The sequence below is a fragment of the Prauserella endophytica genome (genome assembly GCF_005146945.1).
Lineage (GTDB): Bacteria > Actinomycetota > Actinomycetes > Mycobacteriales > Pseudonocardiaceae > Prauserella_A > Prauserella_A endophytica.
On record NZ_SWMS01000029.1, the window covers coordinates 1 to 21,967 of the forward strand.

The following is a 21,967-nucleotide window of genomic DNA, read 5'->3' on the forward strand; positions in this document are numbered from 1 at the left end:
GGGCCTACCGCTACTCACTGCGGGCACTGTGTGCCGAGCACGGCATCCTCCAGAAGTTCATCAAGCCCCAATTGCCCCTGGCAGAACGGCAAGGTCGAGAGACTGAACCGCACCCTGGCGACCGAATGGGCCTACCGCCAGGTCTTCACCAGCAACGCCGAGCGAGCCACCGCCCTTGCGCCTTGGATCGAGCACTACAACACTCAACGCCGCCACAGCGCACTCGGAGCCAAACCCCCGATCAGCCGGCTGCCACCAACCTGATGGCCGGGTACACCTAGAGCGAGGGGTGCCTGTCCAGGTCAGGACGGGTCGAGAAGCGGCGGCGGTACTCGCCAGGGCTGACCTTGTACTTGCGGGCGAACGCGCGGTGCAGGCCGGTGACGGAACCAAATCCAGATGCCGTGGCAACCTTCGAGAGCGGCGCATCGGAGTGCAGGAGCTGATCGACGGCGGACTGCAGGCGCATTCCCTCGACGAGGGCGCCTGGCGTGGTGTTCATCTCCTCGCGGATGAGGCGGGACAGGTGACGAGGACTGACGTTGACTCGCGCCGCAAGCGTCTCGACAGACAGGTCCTCGCGGAGATGTTCGGGAATCCACGAGAGCAACGCCTCGAGCCGATCGGAAACGGACCGGCGAGGACCCAGAAGCGCACTGAACTGATGCTGGCCTCCCGCGCGACGGAGGTAGACGACCAGCCACTGGGCGACCTGCCTGGCGACCTCCTCGCCATGGTCCGCGGCGACCAGGGCGAGCGCGAGGTCGATGCCGGCCGAGACCCCGGCTGACGTCCACACGTGTCCATCCCGAACAAACACCGCGTCCGACGCGACCTCGGCCTCGGGATGCTCGGCGGCAAGGAGATCGGCGGTCGACCAGTGAGTGGTAGCCGAGCGCCCATCGAGGAGCCCCGCTGCGGCGAGCATGTGCGCGCCCGTGCAGACGGAGACGACGCGGCGCGGCACGCCGGCGAAAGTCCGCAGCCACGTCACGAGACCGTGATCGATCAGCGGATAGCGGTCGCCATCGTCCTGGAGGCCCCCGGGAACCACCAGCGTGTCGACATCGGCGCCAAGATCGTCCCATGTCCGCTCAGCCAATAGCGTCATTCCACCTGATGTCCGAACGGCTCCACGTTCGGCCGCGGCGATGACCACCTCGTACTGGGCGCTTCCCCTGGTCCGGGATGCGGTGCTGAAGACCTGCATGGGGCCGGCGACATCGAGCACCTCGACGCCATCGAAGACGGCTATCGCGACTACCCGCCGCGAGGGCGGCGAGGCGAGCTCATTCATGGCACGTCCGATCTCACGTGGCCGGTGACGTGGTTCGTCCACGGCGGCATGTCCTGATATGCAATGAGTATGTCATTGCAGACATGGTTCTGGGCGGGTGACGATCGGTCTAGCCTCAGAAAGGAGCCGACATGGCGCCCACGATCCCCGATACACCCACCGCACAGGCAGCCGCTGGCTTCGCGCACGAAGCGGCGCCTCCTTTCCTGCTGAACCACAGCTATCGCACGTACCTCTTCGGCGTAGCCCTCGTGACCAAAGACGTCGACCACGAGGCAGCCTTCATCGCGGCAATGATCCACGACCTCGGACTGACGGACGCCCACCGCGGCGACACGGACTTCGCCGAGGTCGGCGCCGCGCTGGCTGCCACGTTCCTGCAACAGCGAGGATGGGACAGGGACCGGATCCGGCTCGTCGAGAAGGCCATCCTTCGCCACACCGAACTCATTCCGGACGGCAACCCCACCGCGCGGGTTGTCCAACTCGGCGCACAGATCGACGTCGCCGGACGCGGCATGGAGGAACTCGACGAGGCCGCGCTCATCGGCATCCTGCGGACCTATCCCAGGCTTGACTTCGCCGCCCGGATGCGTCACAGCTTCCTCGAAGAAGCCAAACGCCAACCGAAAGGGTCCTTCGCGAAGCTTGAGCGGACCGTCCAGCTCTCCGAACGCTTCACCGCCAATCCCATCGACCATCTCGGCTGACCGGCAGCGCAAATCCGCGTGCTGGGGAGCGTCAGTTTTCGGTGTAACTGGTCGGTGTTCAGTTGCTGGTTGGGGGACGATGCGTCCGGGGGAGGTGATGGCGAAGGCGTTCAATGCCGGCTTCCAGCGCATCGCCCACCTAGCCCGGCCGGTGGGGTTGAGGGAGCGGGTGACGAGGTAGAGGTACTTCAATGCGGCTTGTTCGGTCGGGAGTGCCCGCGTGCCTTGATGGCCCGCCGGTAGCGGGCGTTGAGGCTCTCGATCGCGTTCGTCGTGCAGATCACCCGCCGGATCTCGACGTCGTAGTCGAGGAACGGCACGAACTCCCACCAGGCATTTCGCCACAGGCGCACAATCGCAGGGTATTGCTGGCCCCAGACCTCGGCGAACTCGGCGAACCTCTCGGTTGCGGTGGTCTCACTGCGGTGCGGACATCATGGCGGGAATCGAGGACCACCTGCCGGAGACGCGGGTGACGGACGACGCCGTCTACATGCCGTCGCAGTCCTCGACCCAGTGGGACGCGCTGTGCCATGTCTTCCACGACGGGTACTTCTACAACGGCCGCGGCCCGGAAACGGTGACCAGCCTGCGGCGCGCAGTTCAACAGCATCACGAAGGGCAAGGACCGTGCCGTCGGCCGGGGCGTGCTGCTCGACCTGGCCCGGCACCTCGGCCGCGTGCCCTGGCTCGAGCCAGGGCACGCCATCCAGGACGACGATCTTGTGGAGTGCGCACTGCGACAAGGAGTCGAGGCGGGGGAGGGAGACATCGTCCTGGTGCGCACCGGTCAGATCAGGCAGTGCCGCAGCCAGGGCAGCTGGGGCGACTACGCCGGCGGCGGCCCGGCTCCGGCCTCGGCCTCAACGCCGCCCACTTCCTGTGCGAGCGCCGCGTCGCCGCCGTCGCCACCGATACCTGGGGCATGGAGGCGAAGCAGTACGAGACCCCGGATGTGCTCGGCCCGCTGCGCATCGTTCTGCTGGTGAACGCGGGCGTACTGATCGGAGAGATGTGGGACATGGAACAACTCGCTGACGACTGCGCCGACGACGGCACGTACGAGTTCTTCGTGACGGCGCCGCCACTAGTGCCATCGGGGCCACCACCAGGCGCCCTTGCCGACCAGGGCCAGCACTGCGGGCACTGATGCTGTCGGGACGACCCTTCACTGGTCGCGAGCAGCCTGTCGGTCGCCGCCTCGGGGCTCGTGTCGGCGTCGGCCGGAGGAGATCCTGCCGTACGCAGTTCGTCACCCGGCATGCGCTCGCAGGCGAGGCCGGCGGGTCCGTCGCCGTCGACGAGTGACGACGAGGCCGGCGCTTCGGGCCGATGTTCAACGGGATGGTGGCGTTACGCGGCCTGCTGCGCCTGCATGGCTTCGTCGCCACCGTGGTTTCCTGTGCTTCTTGATCGATATGTTGCCGGGATCAGTCCTCCGGACGCGAATCGTCGGGATGCCGCCGCAGGTGCGCGAGGCACAGGGCCAAACCTCCCCAGATCAACCCGGCGAACACGGTGAGCATGACGATGGCTTCGGTGGACATTCAGAGCGTTCCTTCCCGGTCACGGACATCGGCGGACCCGCGAAATGATCGCCGGGCGAGGACGACGCTGAACACGATCACACCGACGACGACCGCCCAGCCCGCTGTTATCAGGAATGGGACTGGATAGCCACCGTAGGGGTCACTGAGCTCCGAGCGCAAGCTCTGGACCAACATCATGCCGAGGGCGATCGGAGTGATGACACCGAGCGCCAGCCGCCACCAGCGTCCGAGGGTGATCGACGATGTTCTGTTGACGTGGTCCTGAAGCATGGGCAGCTTCCGGGACCCCGCCACGACGATCACCAGGACGAGTGCGGAGAGCACGATGCCGTAATGCGACATGAAATGGTCGACGACGTCCAGCAGGTGCAGCCCGTGTGTCGTCGGGAACAGCAGCAGGGATACGGCGGCGATGCTGCCGCCGACGCTGGCCACGGCGACCGTCCTGCTGCTTCCGGTCCGCTCCTGAACGGCGGCGATGGGCACCTGGATAATGCTGATGAGCGAGGTTATCCCAGCCATGGCGAGACAACCGAAGAACAGTACGCCGAAGATCGTCGCCCCGCCCGGCATCTCGGAGATGACCTGTGGAAAGGCGATGAATGCCAGGCCGATACCGTCGGTGACGACCTCGTCTACACCGCTACCGGCGGACAGTGCCATGAATCCGATCACGGAGAAGACACCGATCCCCGCCAGAATCTCGAATGAGCTGTTGGCGAATCCCGCGGCGAGGGCCGGGCCGGTCAGATCGGCCCGGCGACGCAGGTATGAGGCGTACGTGGACATGATGCCCATGCCGATTGAAAGAGAGAAGAAGACCTGTCCATACGCGGCCATCCAGACGCTGCCGTCGGCCATCGCGGACCAGTCGGGAGTGAACAGCGCGTCCAGCCCCTCGGCGGCTCCGGGCAAGAACAGCGCACGGAGCACGAGGAGGCCGAAGACGACGAACAACGCCGGCAACAGAATCCGGTTCAGCCTCTCGACACCTCGCCGGATGCCGAAGGCGAGCACGCCGAGTGTGACGATCCACACCCCCAACAGCGGCCAGGCGACACTGCCCACCGGCGACAGAGAGATCCCTGGCTCTTCAGCGGTGCGCAGGTGTTCGTCGAAGAAGAACGAGTTGGGGTCATCGCCCCACCGTTGGTCGAAGGAGAGCCAGGTGTACCTGACCGCCCAGGCGACGAGCACGGCGTAGTAGGCCCCGACCACGACACAGAGCAGAGCCTGCCACCAGCCTATCGTCTCGGCGCGGCGGGACAGCCGGCCCAGCGCGGCCGGTGCCGAGCCGCGGAACCGGTGGCCGATCGCGTATTTCATGACCAGGAGCGGGAGTCCGGTTGTGAACAACGCCACCAAGTACGGCACGAGGAAGGCGCCCCCGCCGTTTTCGTAGGCCATGTAAGGAAATCGCCAGATGTTCCCGAGCCCCACCGCCGAGCCGATTGCGGCCAGCATGAAGCCAGTGCGGCCACTCCATTGTTCCCGCTGTTCTCCAGGCACCTCGCGATTCCCTTCTGCCGGTCAGGTAGGGCCGGTGACGAGCGTGTCTACTCGGAAAGGACTGCTGTCACGCTGCCGAATCCGTTGGTGGCGGCGACGACACAGTCACCGGCCGCGATAGGAACTGTTCTGGTCATCGATCCCGACAGCACGATGTGTCCCGGTTCTAATGCGATGCCCATGGGCGCCAGTGTGTTGGCCAACCACGCGAGCGCGTTCAAAGGTGAACCCAGTACCGCCGCGCCGGCGCCGGTCTCGGCGACGGCTCCGTTGACGGTGAGCACGCATCCAGCCAGCCGCAGGTCGGCATCGTCCAGCCGGACCGGGGTGCTGCCAAGAACGAACCCGCCGGATGACGCGTTGTCGGCGATGGTGTCGACAATGGTGATCCGCCAGTCGGCGATCCGCGAGTCGACGATCTCCAGAGCCGGCAAGACGAACTCCACCGCGCGAGCGGCGTCGGCGACGGTGACGTGCGGACCGCGTAACGGAGCCTTCAGGACGAACGCCAGCTCTGGCTCGACACGGGGTTGGAGGAACGCGGCCGAGGGGATCGGCTCGTGCTCCGGGTGGATCATCCGGGAGGTGAGATGGCCGTAGTCGGGTTCGGCGACCCGCATCTGCCGCCGGATCGCAGCCGAAACCAGGCCCACCTTGTGTCCGACGACCACCTCGCCCCGCTGCGTCCAGGCGCGGACTTGTTCCAGCTGCATCCGGTAGGCATCGGAGACCGTGGCATGCGGATACGTGTCGCTCAACGGGTCGATGGGTTTCCCGGTCTGGTATGCCGTGAGCAGCGAAGCGGCGGCGCTGCGAATCGAATCGGGCGTCATGGCCGGCCGATCGTGCCAGCCAGCTCGGCGGCCACGCTGACGATCATGTCCTCCTGGCCGCCGATGACTCCCCGCCGGCCGAGCTCGACGAGAATGTCCCGAACCGGGACGTTGTACGTCGTGGCCGCACGCTTCGCCGGATGGAAGAACGTCGAGTACAGGCCTGCGTAGCCGAGAAGCAGCGCGGTCTCGTCAATCACCTGCGGCTCGGTCATCATCGGCGCCATGACCCGTTCCGCCACATCGATGAGGGCGAAGATGTCGACTCCGGGGTCGTGACCGGCGCGTTCCAGCGCCGCCGCGAGTACCTCGGTTGGGGCGTTTCCGGCGCTTGCGCCAAGGCCACGCAGCGAACCGTCGAGATAACGCGCGCCATGTTCCATCGACGCCAGCGCGTTGGCGACTCCGACGCCGAGGTTGTTGTGAGCGTGGAATCCGATGTCCGCCTCGACGGCACCGCGTAGTGCGCTCACCCGAGCGGCGGCGCCGGATGGGACCAGCGCTCCCGCCGAGTCGACCACGTAGATCACCTGGGCCCCGTACGAATCCAGCTTCGCCGCCTGTTGGGCCAGCGCGGCCGGCTCCAGTTTGTGGCTCATCATCAAGAAGGACATGACGTGCATGCCGCGTTCGCGGGCGTACCGGATGGGCTGCTCGGCGCAGTCCGCCTCGGTGCAGTGCACCGCGACCCGCACCGTCGTGGCGCCGGCCTGATGGACGGCGTCCAGCACACCTAATGTGGAGATGCCCGGCACGTAGAGCACGGCGATCCGAGCGTCTCGCACCGCGCTTGCCGCCGCGCTGACGTACTCCTCGTCAGTGGCCGCCGCGAATCCGTACTGGACCGATGAGGCCCCGATCCCGATGCCATGCGCCACCTCGATCACCTGGATGCCGGCCGCGTCCAGCCCTCGAGCCACGGCGGCGACCTGTTCGGTCGTGAACTGGTGCGAGACGCTGCTCATGCCGTCGCGCAGGCTCGTGTCGACTATGGTGACGGGCTTCATCGGATGTCCTTTCCAGACAGGCGGTAGGCGGCGATCCGTTCCCCGACCGCAGTCGCGGCGGCGGTGATGATGTCGAGGTTTCCGGCGTAGGGCGGCAGGAAGTCACCTGCCCCTTCGACGTCCAGCATCACTGTCACGAGGTCGGAGTCGATGACGAGGAGGCGCAGCTGGTACCCCGGCACGTAGTTCTGGACTCTGGCCACCATCGCGCGGACGGCCGTCTCGATCTGCTTGTCGTCGCGGTGGCGGATTCGTGCGTAGATGGTGTCTCGCATCGCCATCGGCGGTTCGGACGGATTGATGACCGAGATCGCCTTCGCGTTGTCGACTCCGGCCACGATGGTGAGTGCGCGGCCGGTTTTCTCGCTGAACTCGCTCAGGTTCTGCCGCGTTCCGGGTCCGGCCGTGGCGCTCGCGATCGTGGCCACGATCTCGCCGTAGGAGACGTCGGCTACCTCGTTGATCGCGTGCAGGATGGGAATGGTCGCCTGGCCGGCGCAGCTGATCATGTTCAGGTTGGCGGAGCTGAGGTGTTGGTCGAGATTGACTGCCGGGACGACGTGGGGCCCGACCGCTGCGGGCGTGAGGTCAATGGCGGTGATGCCGGCGGTGGCATAGTGCGGAGCCGCCGCGGCGTGGACTTGTGCTGAGGTGGCCTCGAAGACGAGCGCGGGCGGCTCGGGTCGACTCAGCAGCCACCCGATCCCCTCGGCCGATACCTCTACGCCGAGGTCGGCGGCCCGCTTGAGTCCAGGGCTATCGGGGTCGATACCGACCATGTAACGGGGGTAGACGTTGTCGGCCCGGTTGAGCTTGTACAGCAGGTCCGTGCCGATATTGCCTGAGCCGACGATCGCCGCCGGTACCCGTAACGCCACGCTCTGTCTCCTTCGTGTTGGATGGTTTGATCGCCGGAAAGCGGGCCGGTCTGGATCGTCGAGGGGTCAGCCGGCTTTGACGACGAGTTCCACTTCGACTGGCGCGTCAAGGGGAAGCGCTGTCACGCCGACCGCCGACCTGGCGTGCTCGCCTGCTGAGCCGAAGACGTGACGCAGCAGCTCTGAGACGCTGTCGCCTACCGCTGGCTGTTCGGTGAAGTCCGGAGTGCAGGCGACGAACACGAGAACCTTGACGACCCGCGACACTCGGGAGAGATCGCCGAGCTGGGCCCGTAGCGCCGCCAGTGCGTTGAGTCCGCACTGGCGGGCGCATTCGCGGGCTTGCGCTGTGGTGACTGCTGCACCGACCTTCCCGGTGGCGAGCAGCGCGCCGTCTCGGAGCGGGACTTGCCCAGACGTGTGGACGAGTCCACCGGCAGCGACAGCGGGCCGGTACGCCCCAGCGGGGCTGACAGGTTCAGGAACGGCCAGGCCGAGGTCGGCGAGCCGTTCTTCAGGAGTTGCCGGCGGCATGGTCTCTTCCCTCCGGTAGGCATGGCTGACGGACGTGGCCGCCACGTCCGTGGCATCGCCGCGCCCATCGGTGAGTACTGGCCGGCTATCGAGATCTGTGCGGTGCCGGCCCAGGTCGGATGGTGTGAGTTCAGATCGGCCCGCCGCGCCAGCGGGGCAGCTCCCGCTGGCCAGTCGCGACCTCGAACGCGGTATGGGCGAGGAGTCGGGTGGAGTCGAGTGTGGGCAGGGCCGACACGTCAGGGGTGACGAGCAGCGGGATCTCGGTGCAGACGAGCGCTACGGCATCGCAGCCCCGGTCAGCGAGCCGGTCGATGATTGCCGCGTACGTGCGCCGTGACTCGTCGGTGAAGACCCCGGCGACGAGCTCACCGAAGATGATCTCGTGGATCTTGGCTCGGTCGTCCTCGTCGGGGATCACGGCGGCGAGGCCGCGAGCCGCGAGTGAGCGAGGGTAGAGGGGACCTTCCATTGTGTACCGGGTGCCCAGCAGCCCGATACGGGAGTAACCGTCAGCCAGGGCGCGATCGGCCACCACCTCGCAGATGTGCAGGCCCGGGATAGCGAAGTCGCTCCCGGGCCGCTCCAGTGCCATGTGGGCGGTGTTGTCCGGGCAGGCGAAGAAGTCGGCGCCGGCCTTGGCCAGCCGGTCGACGCTCAGCGCGAGGGTGGCGCGGATCGAATCGTGGTCGCCCGCGTCCCAGGCCGCCATGCTTCGTCCGAATGAGATGCAGTCCAGGGTGACGTCGGGGTGCTCGTGTCCTCCGAGCTGTTCGAAGCCGTCCTGGCAGAACGTCCGGAAGCACAGGGACCCGCCTTCCCAGCTGTGTGCGAGGACGCCGAAGTGCTTCATATCGCTTCTCCCGATCGCGCTGAAGGTCTGGTGAGGACCAGGGTGCATCTCGCCTACGGAGCCCTCAACCGTTTGGCATCGACTAGCATGGAACCTATGCCTGCAAGGTATGAGCTTCGGCTTCTCGACTATGTGATCGCAATAGCCGAGGAAGGTTCGCTCAGCGCTGCCTCTCGCCGCTTGCGGCTCAGCCAGCCGACGCTGAGTCGCCAGCTCGGCAATCTCGAGCAGCGGCTCGGGGCGAGCCTGTTCGACCGCACCGGCCACGGCCTGACGCCAACCGCAGCTGGCATGGCCCTGGTGCGGCGGGCACGACGCGTGCTGGCGGAGGCGGATGCGATCAGTGACGACGTGTGGCTGGCGGCGAACGGCAAGACCGGCCGGCTGACGATCACCTTTGCCGGATCCGGAATCAACGGAGCCCTCGGGGCACTCCTCGGCCGGCTCCGGGTCGAGCTGCCCGACGTCGACCTTGAACTGGTCGAGGTCTTCGATGACCTGAAGATGTCCGCTGGAGTGCTGGAGGGCGCGTTCGACATCGCGGTCCAACGGCTTCCGCTGAGAGACTCCCGGTTGCACCGCAGGGAGTGGACACGTGAGCCGCTGACCCTCTTCCTCCCGGCCAACCATCCACTGGCCCGATCTCGCGATCCCGTCCCCGTCACCGAGCTGGCCGATCTCCCGCTGGTGCTCTGGCCTCGCGCCGCCTCACCACGGGCATACGACGAGATCATCGTGTTGTATCACCAGATCGGCGCCCCGCCCCGGATCGTCACCGAAGCCCAGACCGTCCAGACCATCCTCACACTCGTGGCCGCGGGGTTCGGGACGACCATCATGGCCGACTCCTACCGCGTTCTGCACCGCGACGGCGTGGTTGCCAGGCCGATTCTGGGAACGGCGACCAGCCTGTCCTTCGTGTGGCGGGCCGGTGACACCAGCCCTCTCCTGGCGAGGTTCTTCGACGTGGTCGACGGGACCAACCCGGTCGACGGCGGCGGGTCAGCGGTCGTCACAAACGCGGCGTCGCCCGGGTGAGAGTCTCGCACCGCCAGGGCACGGTGCTCACCGGCCGTACCGCGACGACTGCGACTACGCGCAAGCGAAGTTCGAGCCCGACGACCTCGCCAAGCAGAATCACGAACTCCTCGCCCAGCGCGACGAGCTCCTCCAAGCCCACTACGCCGGAGCGGTCCCGGTCCCCAGCTCCAGAGCGAACAGGACCGCACCGGCACCGCGCTCGGCCACATCACCGCACGGCTCGACAGACCATTCCGCCGCCTGCTACGACGCGTACGCACTTCAGCACAAGGCCGACATGAGGCAGATCGACAGGCAGCCATGCGTCCTGCGGAAAGCAGTCCGGACCTCCAGGCCTGACCGGAAACCGGCCGAAGGCGAGTAACACAACGCCGCCCTCAGCTGCCTCGCTCGACGCCACTGCGGCGTCCTGTTCGCCATGCTCCGCGGCAACGCCTTCTACCGAGTGCCCGGAACCCAGGCCCGTCGATTGTCGTTGCGCTCGACATCACCCGAGTCCGCCGGTGACGTTGATGATCTGGCCCGTGATCCATCGACTGTCGGGGCTGGCGAGCATCGCGACGGCGTCGGCGATGTCGTGGGGCTGTCCGAGCCGGCCCAAGGGGGTCATCGCCGCGACCTGGGCGAGCGCCGCCTCGGGGTTCGCCCGGCGCAACAACTCGGTGTCCGTCGCGCCGGGGCAGACGGCATTCACCGTGATCTGCCTAGCGCCGAGTTCGAGTGCTGCGACTCTGGTGAGTTGCTCGATCGCCCCTTTGCTGGCGACGTAGGCTGAATTTCCGGGCGCAGGACGGCTGGTGTTCAGCGTCGAAATATGCACGATCCGTCCACCGGTTCGCATAGTCCTGGCCGCGTGCTGGGTCAGCAGGAATGCCGTTTTGGCGTTGACCGTCATGGTCTGGTCCCACACCAGCTCGCTCGTCTCGGATATCGGAGCTGTCGCGATATCGAGCGCGGCGCTGTGGATGACGATGTCCAGACCGTCGAGTTCCTCGTCGGCAACCGCCATCAACCGGTCAACCGCACCCGCTTCGGCCAAGTCCGCCTGCACCGACACAGCCCGGCCGCCCGCGGAACGGACCGCCTCCTCGACCGTCTTCGCGGCCTGTGTGTTGCTCGCGTAGTTGAACACGACTGCGGCACCATCACGTGCCAGCCGTTCGACGATCGAGCGACCGATGCCGCGGGACCCACCAGTCACGACCGCGCCCTTACCGTCAAGCACCGTCACGAGAACCCTCCAACTTGGACGTTGACTAGCAAACTTAGAAGTGGGCGAATCAGCTGCGCCGCTCGCGCCAACTCGCTGACCTCACCGCGCCATCCGCGCTGGCAAGCCAGATTGCTCAGCGAGTCGGCAGCCGTGGTAGTGCCAGGTCGTCCCACAGGGGGCGCATCCGAGCACGAAAGAACCCGTGATGACCAATCCGCTGCAGTCCATGGTCGCGAGGCGCCACCCGGCGCACGTTCGGACGCGATGCCGCGTAGAGGCTTTCCAACGCCTGGTGGCTTCGCTCGCCGAGCAGCTCGTCATCGGTGAACGTCAACGAATCCATCGACAGCGTGATCTCCCGCGCACGGTCGACGATGTCCGGAACGTCGATGCCATAGTACTTCGGGCTCATGCACCAGCGGGCCCATTGCCGCATCACATTGGGCGGAACATCGCCGAGCATCCGTAGGCGGCGACCCGGGTAGTACCCGGCGACCCGGATGGCCATCGGCGCGACCACCCTCAGCAGCGGAGTCACCCTCCGGATCCGTGGTGTGTTCCACCGGTAGTAGCCGAGACCAGAAGCGACCAGCAGAGCGTGGTCGATCAGATCGTGTCGCGCGAACGGGAGCAGTTGGCCGCCAAGGCTGTGCCCCAGCCAGGTCACCGGTAAGCCTGCCGGCGCCTCCTCCAGCATGGCCTGAAGGGCGCTCGCCGCGTCACCGGCCCAACGCAACATGTCGCCTTGCTCGGCGCGCATCTCCGAGGGCCCTCCCATCCCTCGGTAGTCGAAGGTGAGTGTCAGGAACCCCCGCTCAGCCAGCCAGCTTGCGAACGCACCGTAGAACGACGCTGGTGTGGCCATCGCGGGCACCAACAGGACCGCGCCGGATGGACCCTCGCTCGGGCGGAACCAATTGCCAGCCAGAACCCGACCATCGTCGGCGAGGAACGTCATCGGCTCCCGGCGGACCGCCGGCACCGAGTCACCTGCCTCCTCGGAGGGAACGAGCTCGTTCGTCATGGCAGCACTATGACAGGTGTCATAACCGGAGGCAATAGACTTCTGGGATGACCATGGACACGCGTACCCGGATGATCCTCGGCGCCGCCAAAGCGATCGCCACTGGTGGGATCGACGCGATGAGCCTGCGGTCGCTCGCCGAGAGCGAGGGTGTGCCGCTCGGCTCGATGTACCACCATTTCCCCGGCGGTAAGGCGGCGCTCGCCGAGGAAGCCGTGCGTTTCGTCGGCGTGCAGGTCACCGAGTTGATCGAACAGGGCCGTGGCGGCCACGCAAGGCAGGCTCTGCTTGCCTTCGCCGACCGGTGGCGCCGGGTTCTCGACGCCAGTGACTACCGCTCTGGTTGCCCGGTGGCCGCGGCGGCAACCTCGAGTGACGCGCGGCAGCGGCAAGTCGCCCGCGAGGTCTTCGCTGACTGGCACCGCGCGATGTCCAGCATGCTGGTCGACGCTGGAGTCGATCGGAGCCGCGCCCCCCGCTTGGCACGCACGATCCTTGCGGCGACCGAAGGTGCACTCGCTCTCGCCCGCGCCGCAGGCTCCAGTCAGCCGCTCGATGAGGTGACCGACGAGCTGTACACGCTACTGGGCGATGCGGTACCGGGGCAGGGAACACGGTAACCTGCCGCGTCCGCCGAGACCGTCGCGGTCGTAGGGACAACCAGGGGAGGTCGACGACAACGAGAAGGCTCGCGGCGAGGAAGCCCGTGTCCGGCCCTATGCGGGCGCCGGGCTGGAGGTCAGTTCGAGCGTGGCGAGTTCCGTGCGGGCGGTGATTCCGAGTTTCGGGAACGCTTTGTAGAGGTGGTAGCCGACCGTGCGCGGGCTGAGGAACAGTTGCGCGGCGATGTCCCGGTTGGACAGTCCGCGGGCGGCAAGTCGGACGATGTTGCGTTCCTGCGGGGTGAGTGTGGCCAGCCTTTCGTCCGCGGCGCCGGGCTTCGGCACGCTCTGCCCGGTTGCGTCGAGTTCGGTGCGGGCTCGTTCCGCCCATGGCGTGGCGCCCAGCCTGCGGAAGGTTTCGAACGCGTCGCGGAGCTGGGTTCTCGCCGCGGACTTGCGGCGCTGGCGGCGGAGCCATTCCCCGTAGAGCAGCGCGGTGCGTGCGCGGTCGAATGGCCGGTCGTCCGGGTGCAGCCGCAACGCCGCGTCGTACGACTCTTCGGCTTCGCTGTCCGCCGCGAGGAGGGCGTGGCAGCGGTGGACGTGTGCGTCGATCCACGGTTGCCCGGCCTGGTGTGCCCAGTCCGCGAACCGGGCGAGTGGCTCGTGGGCGCTGGCGGTCCGGCCGAGTCGCGTCGCCGCCTCGACGAGGTCGGGAACGCTGCGCAGGCCGGGAAGCTGGTGCCGCACCGGTCCGGCGTGCAGGGCCTCCAGCCGGGTGAGGGCCGATTCCCATCGGGCGTGGCCGAGGTCGAGCATGGCCAGCGCCCAGTGCGCCCAGGTCATGCCGGCCGGGGGAGCGCCGGGTTCGGGCGCGGTGAGCGCCTCGTCGGCGAAGGACTGGCAACGGGACTCGTCGCCTGACACGGCGGCCAGGTAGGCGAGCACACCGCTCGTTTCCGCGATCCACTGCCGGTGCTGGAGTTCTTCCGCGATGTGCAGTGCCTGGGTCGCCTCGTCCCACGCGTCGGCGTGGCGGCTGAGGAAGGTCAGCGCCCTGGCGACGCACGCCAGCACCGGCGGCGTGCGCCCGATCCAGCCGCGCTCGCGGCACTGGGTGAGCAGTTCGTCGGCCACGCGGTGGGCCTCGGTGTCGTGGCCGGCGACCTGGAGGCTGGTGGCACCGACGAGGATCGTCTCGTGTGGGCCGCCGAACCCGGTCCGCCGGGCCGCCACGATCCGCTTCGCGAGGGTCTCCGGGTCGCGATCCCCCTGACCGATCGCGGACCGCACGGCCCACGTCAGCAGGCGGGCGACGGGGGTGAGCGGGTCGTCGGACGGCAACGGCAGGGCGTCCAGCCGGTCGGCGGTGTCGGCGATCTCGTCCCGCCCGAGGTACCAGGCCGCGTGCACCGCGTCGAGCAGCAGGTCGGCGGCCAGCGCTGGGTCGCCTGTCAGGACTGCCGCCTCGGTCAGCAAGCGCAGGGCCGTGCGGAGGAAGCCCTGGTGGAACGCCGCCGCCGCGCGCACCCGCATGGCACGCACGGTCAGCGCCCGGTCCTCGGCTTCCACCGGGCTGGTGAGCTCCATCATGCGTTCGACGTCGCCTTCCTCGGCGGCGGCTTCGGCGGCCAGCACCAGGCGGCGGGCGTGGTCCTCGCCGGGTGGGCTCAGCCGGGCGGCCCGTTCGTAGGCCGCCCCTGCGGCGGCGTACCCGCTGCGCGCGGCGGCCCGCTGGGCGGTGCGTTCCAGGTCGGCGGCTACCTGCTCGTCGGGTCCGGTGGCGACGACGGCGTGGTGCCAGGCGCGCCGGTCGGCGTCGTCCGGCCGGTCGAGTGTTTCGGCGAGGGCGGTGTGCACCACGAGGCGGAGGCTGACCGGCGCTGCCTGATAGACGGCCGACCGCACGAGCGGATGGCGGAAGCGCAGGGTGTGGTGGTCGACATGGAGCAGCCTGGAAGTCTCCACGGGCACCAGGTCCTCCAGCCCGCAGCCGAGCGTGGCGGCGGCGCGCAGCACGATGCCGCGGTCGCCGGTGTCCTCGGCCGCCGCGACGAGCAGCAGGCGCTGGCTCGGCTCCGGTAGCCGCCGCACCTGATCGAGGAACGCCGCTTGCACCGCGTCCGTCATGGGCAGGGCCTGACCGGCGCCGGGCGCCCGGTCACCGGCGAGCGCGGCGGGAAGCTCGAGCAGGGCGAGCGGGTTGCCCTGTGCCTCGGCCAGCACCCGGTACCGGTCGGTGGGGGACAGCGTGGCGGCGTGCTCGGCCAGCAGCCCCGCGGCAGCGGGTGCGTCGAGCCCGGTCAGCGGCAGCTCGCGCAGTCCGGGCGCGGCGAAGCCGGGTCGGGCGGCGATGATCAGCGCGATGCCCTCGGCGTCGAGCCGCCGCGCGGCGAACAGCAGCGCCTCGGCCGACGGCCGGTCCAGCCACTGGGCGTCGTCGACGAGGCAGAGGACCGGCTCACCGTCGGCGAACTCGGAGAGCAGGGACAGTACGGCCAGGCCGACGAGCATGCGGTCGCCCGGTTCGGCGGCGGCGAGCCCGAACGCGCCGTGCAGGGCGCGGGTCTGCGGCTCGGGCAGGGCGCCGGCCCGGTCGAGGGCGGGCCGCAACAGCAGGTGCAGGCCGGCGAACGGCAGGTGCGCCTCGGACTCGACGCCGGTGCTGCGCACGATCCGCAGCCCGTCGGCCGCCGACGCCGCGTACTCCAGCAGCGCGGTCTTGCCGATGCCCGGTTCCCCGGTGATGAGCAGGGAGCCGCTGCGACCGGCGCGGCAGTCCGCCAGCACCCGGTCGATGACCGATGTCTCGTCGTCCCGTCCGTGCAGCACGTGGCGACAGTACTGAAACGGCCGGTCGATCCCGGGCCGGATTGCCTGGACGTGACGGATTCCGCACGGCGTCGCCGGCCGTAGCGTGATCGCCATGCCCGACATCGACGAGCTGGCCCGGCGGTACCTGGGAAGCTGGAACGAGCGTGACCCGGCCACGCGCCGGGCGCTCGTCGGCGAGCTATGGGCCGACGACGCCCGCTACATCGACCCGATCGCGGTGGCCGAGGGCCGCGACGCCATCGACGACGTGCTGGCCACGGCCCAGCGAAGATTCCCCGGCATGAGCTACCGGATGTCCGGCCGCCCGGACGTTCACCACCAGCTGGCACGGCTGGCGTGGGAGCTGGCGCCGCCCGGCGGCCCCGCGGTGATCATCGGCCTCGCCGTTCTCGTCACCGGGCAGGGCCGCCTGCGCCGCGTCTACGGTTTCCTCGACCCCGTGCCCGCCCGCAACCCCTCACCAGGAGCCACACGTTGACACCTGATCCCAGCACCCTCCACCCGCTGCCGGAGCACCAGCGGGTGGTGTTCCTGAGGCCGCTGGTCAACTCGCCGACGATCTCGGTGGGCGAGTACACGTACTACGACGACCCCGACGGCGCGACCGAGTTCCAGCAGCGCAACGTGCTGTACGCCTACGGGCCCGAACGGTTGATCATCGGCAGATACTGTGCCATCGCCGCGGGTACCCGGTTTCTCATGGCCGGCGGCGAACACCCGATGCTGGGCGTGTCCACCTTCCCGTTCACGATGTTCGGCGGCGAGTGGGCCGAGCAGACGCTCGACCTCGTCACCGGCATGCCCAGCCGCGGCGACACCGTGGTCGGCAACGACGTCTGGTTCGGCTCCCAGGCCACCGTCATGCCCGGCGTGCGGATCGGCGACGGCGCCATCATCGCGGCCGGAGCGGTGGTGACCGCCGACGTGCCGCCCTACACGATCGTCGGAGGCAACCCGGCCCGCCCGATCCGGCAGCGCTTCGACGACGCCGACGTCGACCGGCTGCGGCGAGCCGCCTGGTGGAACTGGCCCACCGAGCTGGTCACCGCGCATGCCCGGACCATCATGGCCGGCACCCCGGCCGACATCGCCCGCATCGCCGCGGAGCACGGCCTGGAGCAGACCGCATGACCCGCGTGCGGATCGAGGAGTACCCCGTGGCGGGCGGCGGCCCGTACGCGCTCACGACCGGGCCGGACCACGCCCTGTGGTTCACCATGGTCCACAGCGGCCGGATCGGCCGGCTGGTCCCCGGTGGTGAGCCCGGCTATCACCAGCTGGATCCGGAGTGCGGGCCGACGGTCATCACCACCGGGCCGGACGGAGCGCTCTGGTTCACCGAGTACCAGGCACACCGCATCGGGCGCATCACCACGGACGGCGTCGTCACGGAGTTCCCACTGCCCACCCCGGGCTGCGGACCATTCGGCATTGCCGCCGGCCCGGACGGCGCCCTGTGGTTCACCGAGACCGCCGCCGGTCGCATCGGCCGAATCACCGTCGACGGCGCCGTCACCGAGTACCCGCTGCCGGACCCAGGGGCGTTCCCCTCCGCGATCACCGCGGGCACGGACGGCGGGATGTGGTTCACCCTCAACAAGGCGAACGCCATCGGACGGATCGATCTCACGGGCACGGTCACCGTGCACCCGCTGCCCACCCCGGCCGCCGCACCGGTCGGGATCACCACGGGCAGGGACGGAGCGCTGTGGTTCGTCGAGATCGCCGCCGGGCAGCTCGGCCGGATCACCGTCGACGGCGCAGTGACCGAGTACCCCCTGCCCGACCGCGGCGGCAGGCCACACGCCATCACGCCCGGCGCCGACGGCGCGCTCTGGTTCACGGAGTGGGGCGGCAACCGCGTGGGCACCATCGCCGACGGGGTCATCGACCTTCACGACCTGCCCACGCCCGGCGCCGAGCCGCACGGGATCGCACTCGGCCCCGACGGTGCACTGTGGACGGCCCTGGAAAACGGTGCCCTCGCTCGCGTCGCTCCAGAAAGGTAGGAATCCATGAGCAACCAGCCGACGTTCGACGCCCGCACCGAGTTCGACCGCCAGCTAGGAAATCTCGTCGCCCGGGACTACCCGGCGCTGGCCGGGATGAGCCAGGACGAGTTCGCCGAGCTGCTCGCGCCACTGCGCGAGCTCGTCACCGACAGCGCACCCGGCCCCGTGCCGTTCCTGCTCGTGCTCACCCGGCACATCGTGCCCATCGAGCAGACGATGCCGCGCACCACGCTGCACGGCAAGCACCAGCCGGGTTTCGTCGACCATTCCTTCGAACCCGGCGCACTCGAACGGTTCGTCCCCACCGAACAGACCGGACTCGCCGGGCACCGCGCCTACCTGCTGCTGGACGTCGATCGGGGCGAGGAGTTCTGCGGTGTCGTGCCCGCCGAGGCCATGGCCACCATCAGCGACCGGAGCAGGACCCCGCTCACGATCGAGGAAGGGATCGCCCTGATCACCCAGTTCCCCGAACTCCTGGTGAAGAACAAGTGCTTCTCCCTCGGCGGCTCCCGATCCGACGACCGCCGGGTTCCCGCCATCTGGATCAGCAAGCACGCGCCCAAGCTCGGCTGGTGCTGGCAGGGCAACCCACACACCTGGCTCGGCATGGCCTCGGCCGGCGGCCGCCTGCTGCCCACAGCCGTCCAGTAGCCGCCATGCGTGACGCGGGTGACCGGCAGCGCCGCACTCAGCAGGACCCGATTGGGTCGACCACGGCCTCGGCTGTGCCGAACCCGGCGGCAGCCCCTTCCGCCACGGCGCCGCGACCCTCGCACTCGCCGCCAGCGCCGACCTCACAGTCCATCGTGGCTCGACGCGTCGCCCGGTGATGGGTGACCAGCTGACTCGGGTCAGTCCTGCATGGCTTCGGTGAGTGGCTCCGGTGGTGCCTGCAGGTCGCGGGCGCGGAACAGGACGGCGTGCTCGACGCCCATGGCTTTGCCGCTCAATGCGGTGAACTCCGGGATGAAGTCCTTGGGGGCGGGGTGGTCCGGGAGCGCGGCCAGGTACGCGGCGTGCGCCTCGAGCGAGGCGACGCCGCGGCGTAGCGGCTCACCGGTGACCTCGACGCCGTGGGTCGCGCCGGAGCCGGCGAGTGCGGGGACGATGAACCAGCGCACGGAGTGCGGTTCGAGGTCCTCGTCGTCGATCTGCTCCGGGAAGACCCACCGGTTGCCCGCGTCGCGCACCGCGTCGAGCGTCGCGAGCCCGGCCGCGCGGTGGTCGGCCTGGTCGAAGCCGTAGGGCGTCTCGATCTCGTACCCACCGCCGAGCACGACGTCGGGCTTGAACCGGCGGATCTCCCGGCAGATGTCCCGCCGCAGGTCGAGTCCGTAGACGAGCACACCGTCCGGATGTTCGAGGACGGTCAGGTGCTCGACGCCGACGACGGCGCAGGCCGCCTTCTGCTCGGCGACGCGCAGGCGAGCCGTCTCTTCGGGAGGGTTGGGCATGCCGGCCTCGCCGCGGGTGAGCAGGAGATAACCGACCTGGATGCCGCGTGCGGTCCAGCGAGCGACGGCCGCGGACGTGCCGTACTCCATGTCGTCGGGGTGCGCGACGACGCAGAGCACGCGCTGGAAGGACTCCTCGGGGAGGGCAGGCAATGTCATGTGGGCCATCCTGCCGCGTTCAGGGTCCCGCTGTCCGCCCCTTTGGACGTGCCGACGAGCCAACGCCTGGTCCGCCGGGCGTGCCCGGCCAAGCGGGGCGAGGCGCGGTCCAGCGCGTGTGCGAGCCGCTGGCGCTGCCGAGTCCGGCTCGGCGGTGCGGATCTTCTCGCACCATGGCCTGGCCGGCCGGATGTCGACGCCTGTTCACGCGACACGAAGTTCTCAGGTGGCGGCTCAGATCGGCACGGCGTCGATGCGCGCCCCGTTCAGCTCCAAGCTCTCCTTCAGGTCGGTGGTCGGGGCGGTGCAGAGGTACAGCGTCGTGCTACCCGCGCCGCCAGTGGCGCACGCTAGACAGAGTTGGTCGGCCTTGATCCGTCCGGTTTCCGTCCCGCCGTCACCGACGCGCCTGGCGCACAGGTGCATCGGATCGGCGACCCAGATCTCGCCCTCCGGGGCCAACGCGATCCCGTCCGGTGCGAATCCGAGGGGCCATTCCCGCCTGCCGCACAGGCGTGCGTTCTCGTCGATGTCGAAGACGGTCAATCGGGCACCGAAAGTCTCGGCGACCACAAGTCGCCTGCGGCGCTCGTCCACCACGATGCCGTTGGTGAAGACCAGGTCGCTGGCAGCGACGTGGCATGACCCGTCGGGCTCGACCGCGAAGATCCTGCTCGTCGAGGGCACCTCGAGTGGCCCATCGACGGACTCGGCGGTCAGCGCCGCGATCACCTCAGGCTGGGCGAGGAAGTCGTGGGGGTCGAAGCCCATCTCACCGACCCAGGCCCGGCCGGTGGAGTCCACCCACATGTCGTTGAGCATGCTGTCGACCTCGGCCGAGAGGTCGGCGTGCACGACGAGGCCCTGCGGCTCGAGGCGGAGGACGGTGCGGGCTTCCTGCTGTACGACGAGCAGCCTGCCATCAGGCAGCCACCCGATCCCGCCGGTGCGGCCGGGTACGTCCGTGACGACCTCCGGTTTCCGGCCGGGTTCGACGGCGAGAACCTGGCCGCGGTTCATGTCGACGAACCACAGCCGTCCCTCGTGCCAGCGGGGGGACTCGGTGAAGGCGTGTCCGTCACTGATTACTGATGTGTGGGGCATGCTGCTCTCCTTCTGGGTCGCGTTTGCGGATGTCAACGCAAGGGCTTGTGTGCGGTCTCCTCCATCCGCCACACCACGAGCAGCGAGACCGCGCCGCCCGCGACGAGGAGCACCGCCGGTGATGTTTCGTTGCCGGTAGTGGCGATCAGCCAAGTCGCGAGGAGCGGCGCGGTGCCGCCGAACAGCGCGGTGGCGACGTTGTTGCCGATGCCGAAGCCGGTGACCCGCACGCTTGTGGTGAACAGTTCGGTGGCGGCGGCGCCGGCCGGGCCGAAAAAGGCGGCGACCACAATGGCGAAGGCCAGCTGCGCCGTCAACACCGAAGCGAAGCCACCCTGTGCCAGCAGCACCATGAGCGGGTAACTCCCAGCCGCGAGCGCAAGATTGAACGCAATCAACAGCGGCTTGCGGCCGATCCGGTCGGACAAGACGCCCGCGAAAGGGACGAGGACAAGTAGCAGCGACAACGCGATTGAGTTGCTGAGAAGCGCGAGCGGCCGGTCGAGCCCGGCGACCTCGCTGGCGTATGTCGGCATGTAGATCAGCAAGACGTAGGCTGCGACGCTCGGGCCCACGAAGAAGCCGAGCCCGATCAGCACGGCCCTGCGGTACGTCGTCAACGCGGCCGCGAGCGGCACCCGCTCGGTGGCCGCGGAGCGCTCGAGGCGGCGGAACGCCGGGGTGTCACCGAGCCGGAGCCGGACGTACACGCCGACGAGCGCGAGCGCCGCCCCCAGCAGGAAAGGCACGCGCCAGCCCCAGGACGCGAACGCGTCCGCGGGAAGCACGGCGGAGGTCAGGGTCGCGGCCCCCGATCCCGCCAGCAGCGCGGCGGTCAGGGCCACCTGGTGCCAGCTGCAGTAGAGGCCGCGCTTGCCCTGGGGCGCGTATTCGGCGAGGAAGGTGACCGCGCCGGCGTTCTCCCCACCGGCGGAGAACCCCTGCAACAGTCGCGCGATCACGAGCAGGATCGGGGCCCAGACGCCAATCACGCTGTACGGCGGAAGCACGCCGATGAGCAGGGACGCGCCGCCCATCATCAACACTGACACCGCGAGCGCGTTGCGCCGCCCCAGCCGGTCGCCGAAGTGCCCGAACACCAGGCCACCGACCGGGCGGGCCACGAAAGCCAGCGCGAAGGCGGCGAACGCGGCGAGCAGCGACGCGGTCGGGTCTGCATCGGGGAAGAACTGTGCCCCGATCACGACGGCGAAGAAGCCGTAGAGCGTGTAGTCGAAGTACTCGACGAAGTGCCCGATCCCGGCGGCGACCGCCGCCCGGGTCGGCTTGGCGGTGCTCGTTGTCGGGGGGCTTTGCTCGGCGTCGTCAGTCAGCTTCGGGTCGGTCAT

The 21,967-nt window shown here is 68.8% G+C and carries 22 protein-coding genes and 3 pseudogenes; 10 read left to right on the top strand and 15 right to left on the bottom strand.

What is annotated here, in order from left to right; genetic code table 11:
* Window positions 1–264: pseudogene (locus tag FCN18_RS32770) on the top strand (integrase core domain-containing protein); the annotation flags it as partial.
* A 13-nt stretch (window positions 265–277) separates the two neighbouring features.
* Here the strand turns inward: FCN18_RS32770 and FCN18_RS32775 are convergent.
* Complete coding sequence (locus tag FCN18_RS32775) at window positions 278–1,297, bottom strand: GlxA family transcriptional regulator (RefSeq protein ID WP_113642851.1); 1,020 nt, start codon at window positions 1,295–1,297, stop codon at window positions 278–280.
* Window positions 1,298–1,428: 131 nt separating this feature from the next.
* Here FCN18_RS32775 and FCN18_RS32780 point away from each other — a divergent pair, with 131 nt between their 5' ends.
* The gene (locus FCN18_RS32780) at window positions 1,429–2,007 is read left to right on the top strand and encodes an HD domain-containing protein (protein WP_112273746.1); all 579 of its coding nucleotides are present in this window, start codon (window positions 1,429–1,431) and stop codon (window positions 2,005–2,007) included.
* Window positions 2,008–2,067: 60 nt separating this feature from the next.
* Here the strand turns inward: FCN18_RS32780 and FCN18_RS32785 are convergent.
* Window positions 2,068–2,399 (bottom strand): annotated as a pseudogene (locus FCN18_RS32785) (transposase); the annotation flags it as partial.
* Window positions 2,400–2,687: 288 nt separating this feature from the next.
* Between FCN18_RS32785 and FCN18_RS40915 the strand changes: the two are divergent.
* Both FCN18_RS40915 and FCN18_RS40920 read left to right on the top strand, forming a co-directional pair.
* Window positions 2,688–2,786 (top strand): annotated as a pseudogene (locus tag FCN18_RS40915) (cyclase family protein); the annotation flags it as partial.
* Window positions 2,787–2,809: 23 nt separating this feature from the next.
* A complete protein-coding gene (locus FCN18_RS40920; protein WP_407675806.1) occupies window positions 2,810–3,157 on the top strand; it encodes a hypothetical protein in 348 nt (115 codons plus the stop codon).
* Between the two features lie 280 nt (window positions 3,158–3,437).
* Here FCN18_RS40920 and FCN18_RS32795 read toward each other — a convergent pair whose 3' ends face one another.
* The 7 genes from FCN18_RS32795 to FCN18_RS32825 all read right to left on the bottom strand — a co-directional run bounded on the left by FCN18_RS32795 (window position 3,438) and on the right by FCN18_RS32825 (window position 9,171).
* Window positions 3,438–3,554 (bottom strand): methionine/alanine import family NSS transporter small subunit, encoded by a 117-nt coding sequence (locus tag FCN18_RS32795; protein WP_112273722.1) that lies wholly within the window; start codon window positions 3,552–3,554, stop codon window positions 3,438–3,440.
* Complete coding sequence (locus tag FCN18_RS32800; protein WP_137096932.1) at window positions 3,555–5,066, bottom strand: sodium-dependent transporter; 1,512 nt, start codon at window positions 5,064–5,066, stop codon at window positions 3,555–3,557.
* Window positions 5,067–5,113: 47 nt separating this feature from the next.
* On the bottom strand, window positions 5,114–5,899 hold the full coding sequence (locus FCN18_RS32805; protein ID WP_137096933.1) for a 2-keto-4-pentenoate hydratase: 786 nt from the start codon (window positions 5,897–5,899) through the stop codon (window positions 5,114–5,116).
* Entirely contained in the window at window positions 5,896–6,906 is a 1,011-nt protein-coding gene (gene dmpG / locus FCN18_RS32810; RefSeq protein ID WP_137096934.1) for a 4-hydroxy-2-oxovalerate aldolase, read from the bottom strand. The genes FCN18_RS32805 and dmpG overlap by 4 nt, the downstream gene beginning before the upstream one ends.
* A complete protein-coding gene (locus tag FCN18_RS32815; RefSeq protein ID WP_137096935.1) occupies window positions 6,903–7,784 on the bottom strand; it encodes an acetaldehyde dehydrogenase (acetylating) in 882 nt (293 codons plus the stop codon). The genes dmpG and FCN18_RS32815 overlap by 4 nt, the downstream gene beginning before the upstream one ends.
* A gap of 66 nt (window positions 7,785–7,850) precedes the next feature.
* A complete protein-coding gene (locus FCN18_RS32820; RefSeq protein WP_137096936.1) occupies window positions 7,851–8,318 on the bottom strand; it encodes a RidA family protein in 468 nt (155 codons plus the stop codon).
* A gap of 130 nt (window positions 8,319–8,448) precedes the next feature.
* On the bottom strand, window positions 8,449–9,171 hold the full coding sequence (locus FCN18_RS32825) for an aspartate/glutamate racemase family protein (protein WP_112273712.1): 723 nt from the start codon (window positions 9,169–9,171) through the stop codon (window positions 8,449–8,451).
* Between the two features lie 42 nt (window positions 9,172–9,213).
* Here FCN18_RS32825 and FCN18_RS32830 point away from each other — a divergent pair, with 42 nt between their 5' ends.
* On the top strand, window positions 9,214–10,209 hold the full coding sequence (locus FCN18_RS32830) for a LysR family transcriptional regulator (RefSeq protein WP_137096937.1): 996 nt from the start codon (window positions 9,214–9,216) through the stop codon (window positions 10,207–10,209).
* A gap of 490 nt (window positions 10,210–10,699) precedes the next feature.
* Here the strand turns inward: FCN18_RS32830 and FCN18_RS32835 are convergent, their stop codons facing one another.
* Together FCN18_RS32835 and FCN18_RS32840 are read right to left on the bottom strand one after the other, a co-directional pair.
* Window positions 10,700–11,443, bottom strand: a complete 744-nt coding sequence (locus tag FCN18_RS32835) for an SDR family oxidoreductase (RefSeq protein WP_112273708.1) — start codon at window positions 11,441–11,443, stop codon at window positions 10,700–10,702.
* Between the two features lie 115 nt (window positions 11,444–11,558).
* Window positions 11,559–12,449 carry an alpha/beta hydrolase family protein gene (locus FCN18_RS32840; RefSeq protein ID WP_112273706.1) on the bottom strand — a complete coding sequence of 297 codons (891 nt, stop codon included), beginning with the start codon at window positions 12,447–12,449 and terminating at the stop codon, window positions 11,559–11,561.
* A 71-nt stretch (window positions 12,450–12,520) separates the two neighbouring features.
* Here FCN18_RS32840 and FCN18_RS32845 point away from each other — a divergent pair, with 71 nt between their 5' ends.
* Window positions 12,521–13,069 carry a TetR/AcrR family transcriptional regulator gene (locus FCN18_RS32845; protein ID WP_158303213.1) on the top strand — a complete coding sequence of 183 codons (549 nt, stop codon included), beginning with the start codon at window positions 12,521–12,523 and terminating at the stop codon, window positions 13,067–13,069.
* A gap of 96 nt (window positions 13,070–13,165) precedes the next feature.
* Here the strand turns inward: FCN18_RS32845 and FCN18_RS32850 are convergent, their stop codons facing one another.
* A complete protein-coding gene (locus tag FCN18_RS32850; protein WP_228714248.1) occupies window positions 13,166–15,883 on the bottom strand; it encodes a helix-turn-helix transcriptional regulator in 2,718 nt (905 codons plus the stop codon).
* 94 nt (window positions 15,884–15,977) lie between these two features.
* On the opposite strand from FCN18_RS32850, the gene FCN18_RS32855 reads away from it, so the two are divergent.
* The 4 genes from FCN18_RS32855 to FCN18_RS32870 are packed head-to-tail and all read left to right on the top strand — an operon-like array spanning window position 15,978 to window position 18,552.
* The gene (locus tag FCN18_RS32855; protein ID WP_137096939.1) at window positions 15,978–16,364 is read left to right on the top strand and encodes a nuclear transport factor 2 family protein; all 387 of its coding nucleotides are present in this window, start codon (window positions 15,978–15,980) and stop codon (window positions 16,362–16,364) included.
* Window positions 16,361–17,017 (top strand): CatB-related O-acetyltransferase, encoded by a 657-nt coding sequence (locus FCN18_RS32860; RefSeq protein ID WP_112273700.1) that lies wholly within the window; start codon window positions 16,361–16,363, stop codon window positions 17,015–17,017. Before FCN18_RS32855 ends, FCN18_RS32860 begins: the two co-directional genes overlap by 4 nt.
* The gene (locus tag FCN18_RS32865) at window positions 17,014–17,895 is read left to right on the top strand and encodes a Vgb family protein (RefSeq protein WP_112273698.1); all 882 of its coding nucleotides are present in this window, start codon (window positions 17,014–17,016) and stop codon (window positions 17,893–17,895) included. Before FCN18_RS32860 ends, FCN18_RS32865 begins: the two co-directional genes overlap by 4 nt.
* A 6-nt stretch (window positions 17,896–17,901) precedes the next feature.
* Window positions 17,902–18,552 carry a DUF5701 family protein gene (locus tag FCN18_RS32870; RefSeq protein ID WP_113642836.1) on the top strand — a complete coding sequence of 217 codons (651 nt, stop codon included), beginning with the start codon at window positions 17,902–17,904 and terminating at the stop codon, window positions 18,550–18,552.
* A 200-nt stretch (window positions 18,553–18,752) separates the two neighbouring features.
* Here FCN18_RS32870 and FCN18_RS32875 read toward each other — a convergent pair whose 3' ends face one another.
* From FCN18_RS32875 to FCN18_RS32885, 3 genes are all read right to left on the bottom strand, one after another.
* Window positions 18,753–19,523: a PIG-L deacetylase family protein gene (locus FCN18_RS32875; RefSeq protein ID WP_112273694.1), complete on the bottom strand. Its 771-nt coding sequence runs from the start codon at window positions 19,521–19,523 to the stop codon at window positions 18,753–18,755.
* A 225-nt stretch (window positions 19,524–19,748) separates the two neighbouring features.
* Window positions 19,749–20,618, bottom strand: coding sequence for an SMP-30/gluconolactonase/LRE family protein (locus FCN18_RS32880; protein ID WP_112273692.1), 870 nt, complete (start codon window positions 20,616–20,618; stop codon window positions 19,749–19,751).
* A 32-nt stretch (window positions 20,619–20,650) separates the two neighbouring features.
* The gene (locus FCN18_RS32885; protein WP_158303214.1) at window positions 20,651–21,967 is read right to left on the bottom strand and encodes an MFS transporter; all 1,317 of its coding nucleotides are present in this window, start codon (window positions 21,965–21,967) and stop codon (window positions 20,651–20,653) included.

Bases quoted from the DNA above. Each gene is read 5' to 3' on its own strand.
- FCN18_RS32775 (WP_113642851.1), bottom strand. From the start codon at position 1,297: ATGAATGAGCTCGCCTCGCCGCCCTCGCGGCGGGTAGTCGCGATAGCC.
- FCN18_RS32780 (WP_112273746.1), top strand. From the start codon at position 1,429: ATGGCGCCCACGATCCCCGATACACCCACCGCACAGGCAGCCGCTGGC.
- FCN18_RS32795 (WP_112273722.1), bottom strand. From the start codon at position 3,554: ATGTCCACCGAAGCCATCGTCATGCTCACCGTGTTCGCCGGGTTGATC.
- FCN18_RS32805 (WP_137096933.1), bottom strand. From the start codon at position 5,899: ATGACGCCCGATTCGATTCGCAGCGCCGCCGCTTCGCTGCTCACGGCA.
- dmpG (WP_137096934.1), bottom strand. From the start codon at position 6,906: ATGAAGCCCGTCACCATAGTCGACACGAGCCTGCGCGACGGCATGAGC.
- FCN18_RS32820 (WP_137096936.1), bottom strand. From the start codon at position 8,318: ATGCCGCCGGCAACTCCTGAAGAACGGCTCGCCGACCTCGGCCTGGCC.
- FCN18_RS32825 (WP_112273712.1), bottom strand. From the start codon at position 9,171: ATGAAGCACTTCGGCGTCCTCGCACACAGCTGGGAAGGCGGGTCCCTG.
- FCN18_RS32840 (WP_112273706.1), bottom strand. From the start codon at position 12,449: ATGACGAACGAGCTCGTTCCCTCCGAGGAGGCAGGTGACTCGGTGCCG.
- FCN18_RS32845 (WP_158303213.1), top strand. From the start codon at position 12,521: ATGATCCTCGGCGCCGCCAAAGCGATCGCCACTGGTGGGATCGACGCG.
- FCN18_RS32855 (WP_137096939.1), top strand. From the start codon at position 15,978: ATGCCCGACATCGACGAGCTGGCCCGGCGGTACCTGGGAAGCTGGAAC.
- FCN18_RS32865 (WP_112273698.1), top strand. From the start codon at position 17,014: ATGACCCGCGTGCGGATCGAGGAGTACCCCGTGGCGGGCGGCGGCCCG.
- FCN18_RS32870 (WP_113642836.1), top strand. From the start codon at position 17,902: ATGAGCAACCAGCCGACGTTCGACGCCCGCACCGAGTTCGACCGCCAG.
- FCN18_RS32875 (WP_112273694.1), bottom strand. From the start codon at position 19,523: ATGGCCCACATGACATTGCCTGCCCTCCCCGAGGAGTCCTTCCAGCGC.
- FCN18_RS32880 (WP_112273692.1), bottom strand. From the start codon at position 20,618: ATGCCCCACACATCAGTAATCAGTGACGGACACGCCTTCACCGAGTCC.
- FCN18_RS32885 (WP_158303214.1), bottom strand. From the start codon at position 21,967: ATGACCGACCCGAAGCTGACTGACGACGCCGAGCAAAGCCCCCCGACA.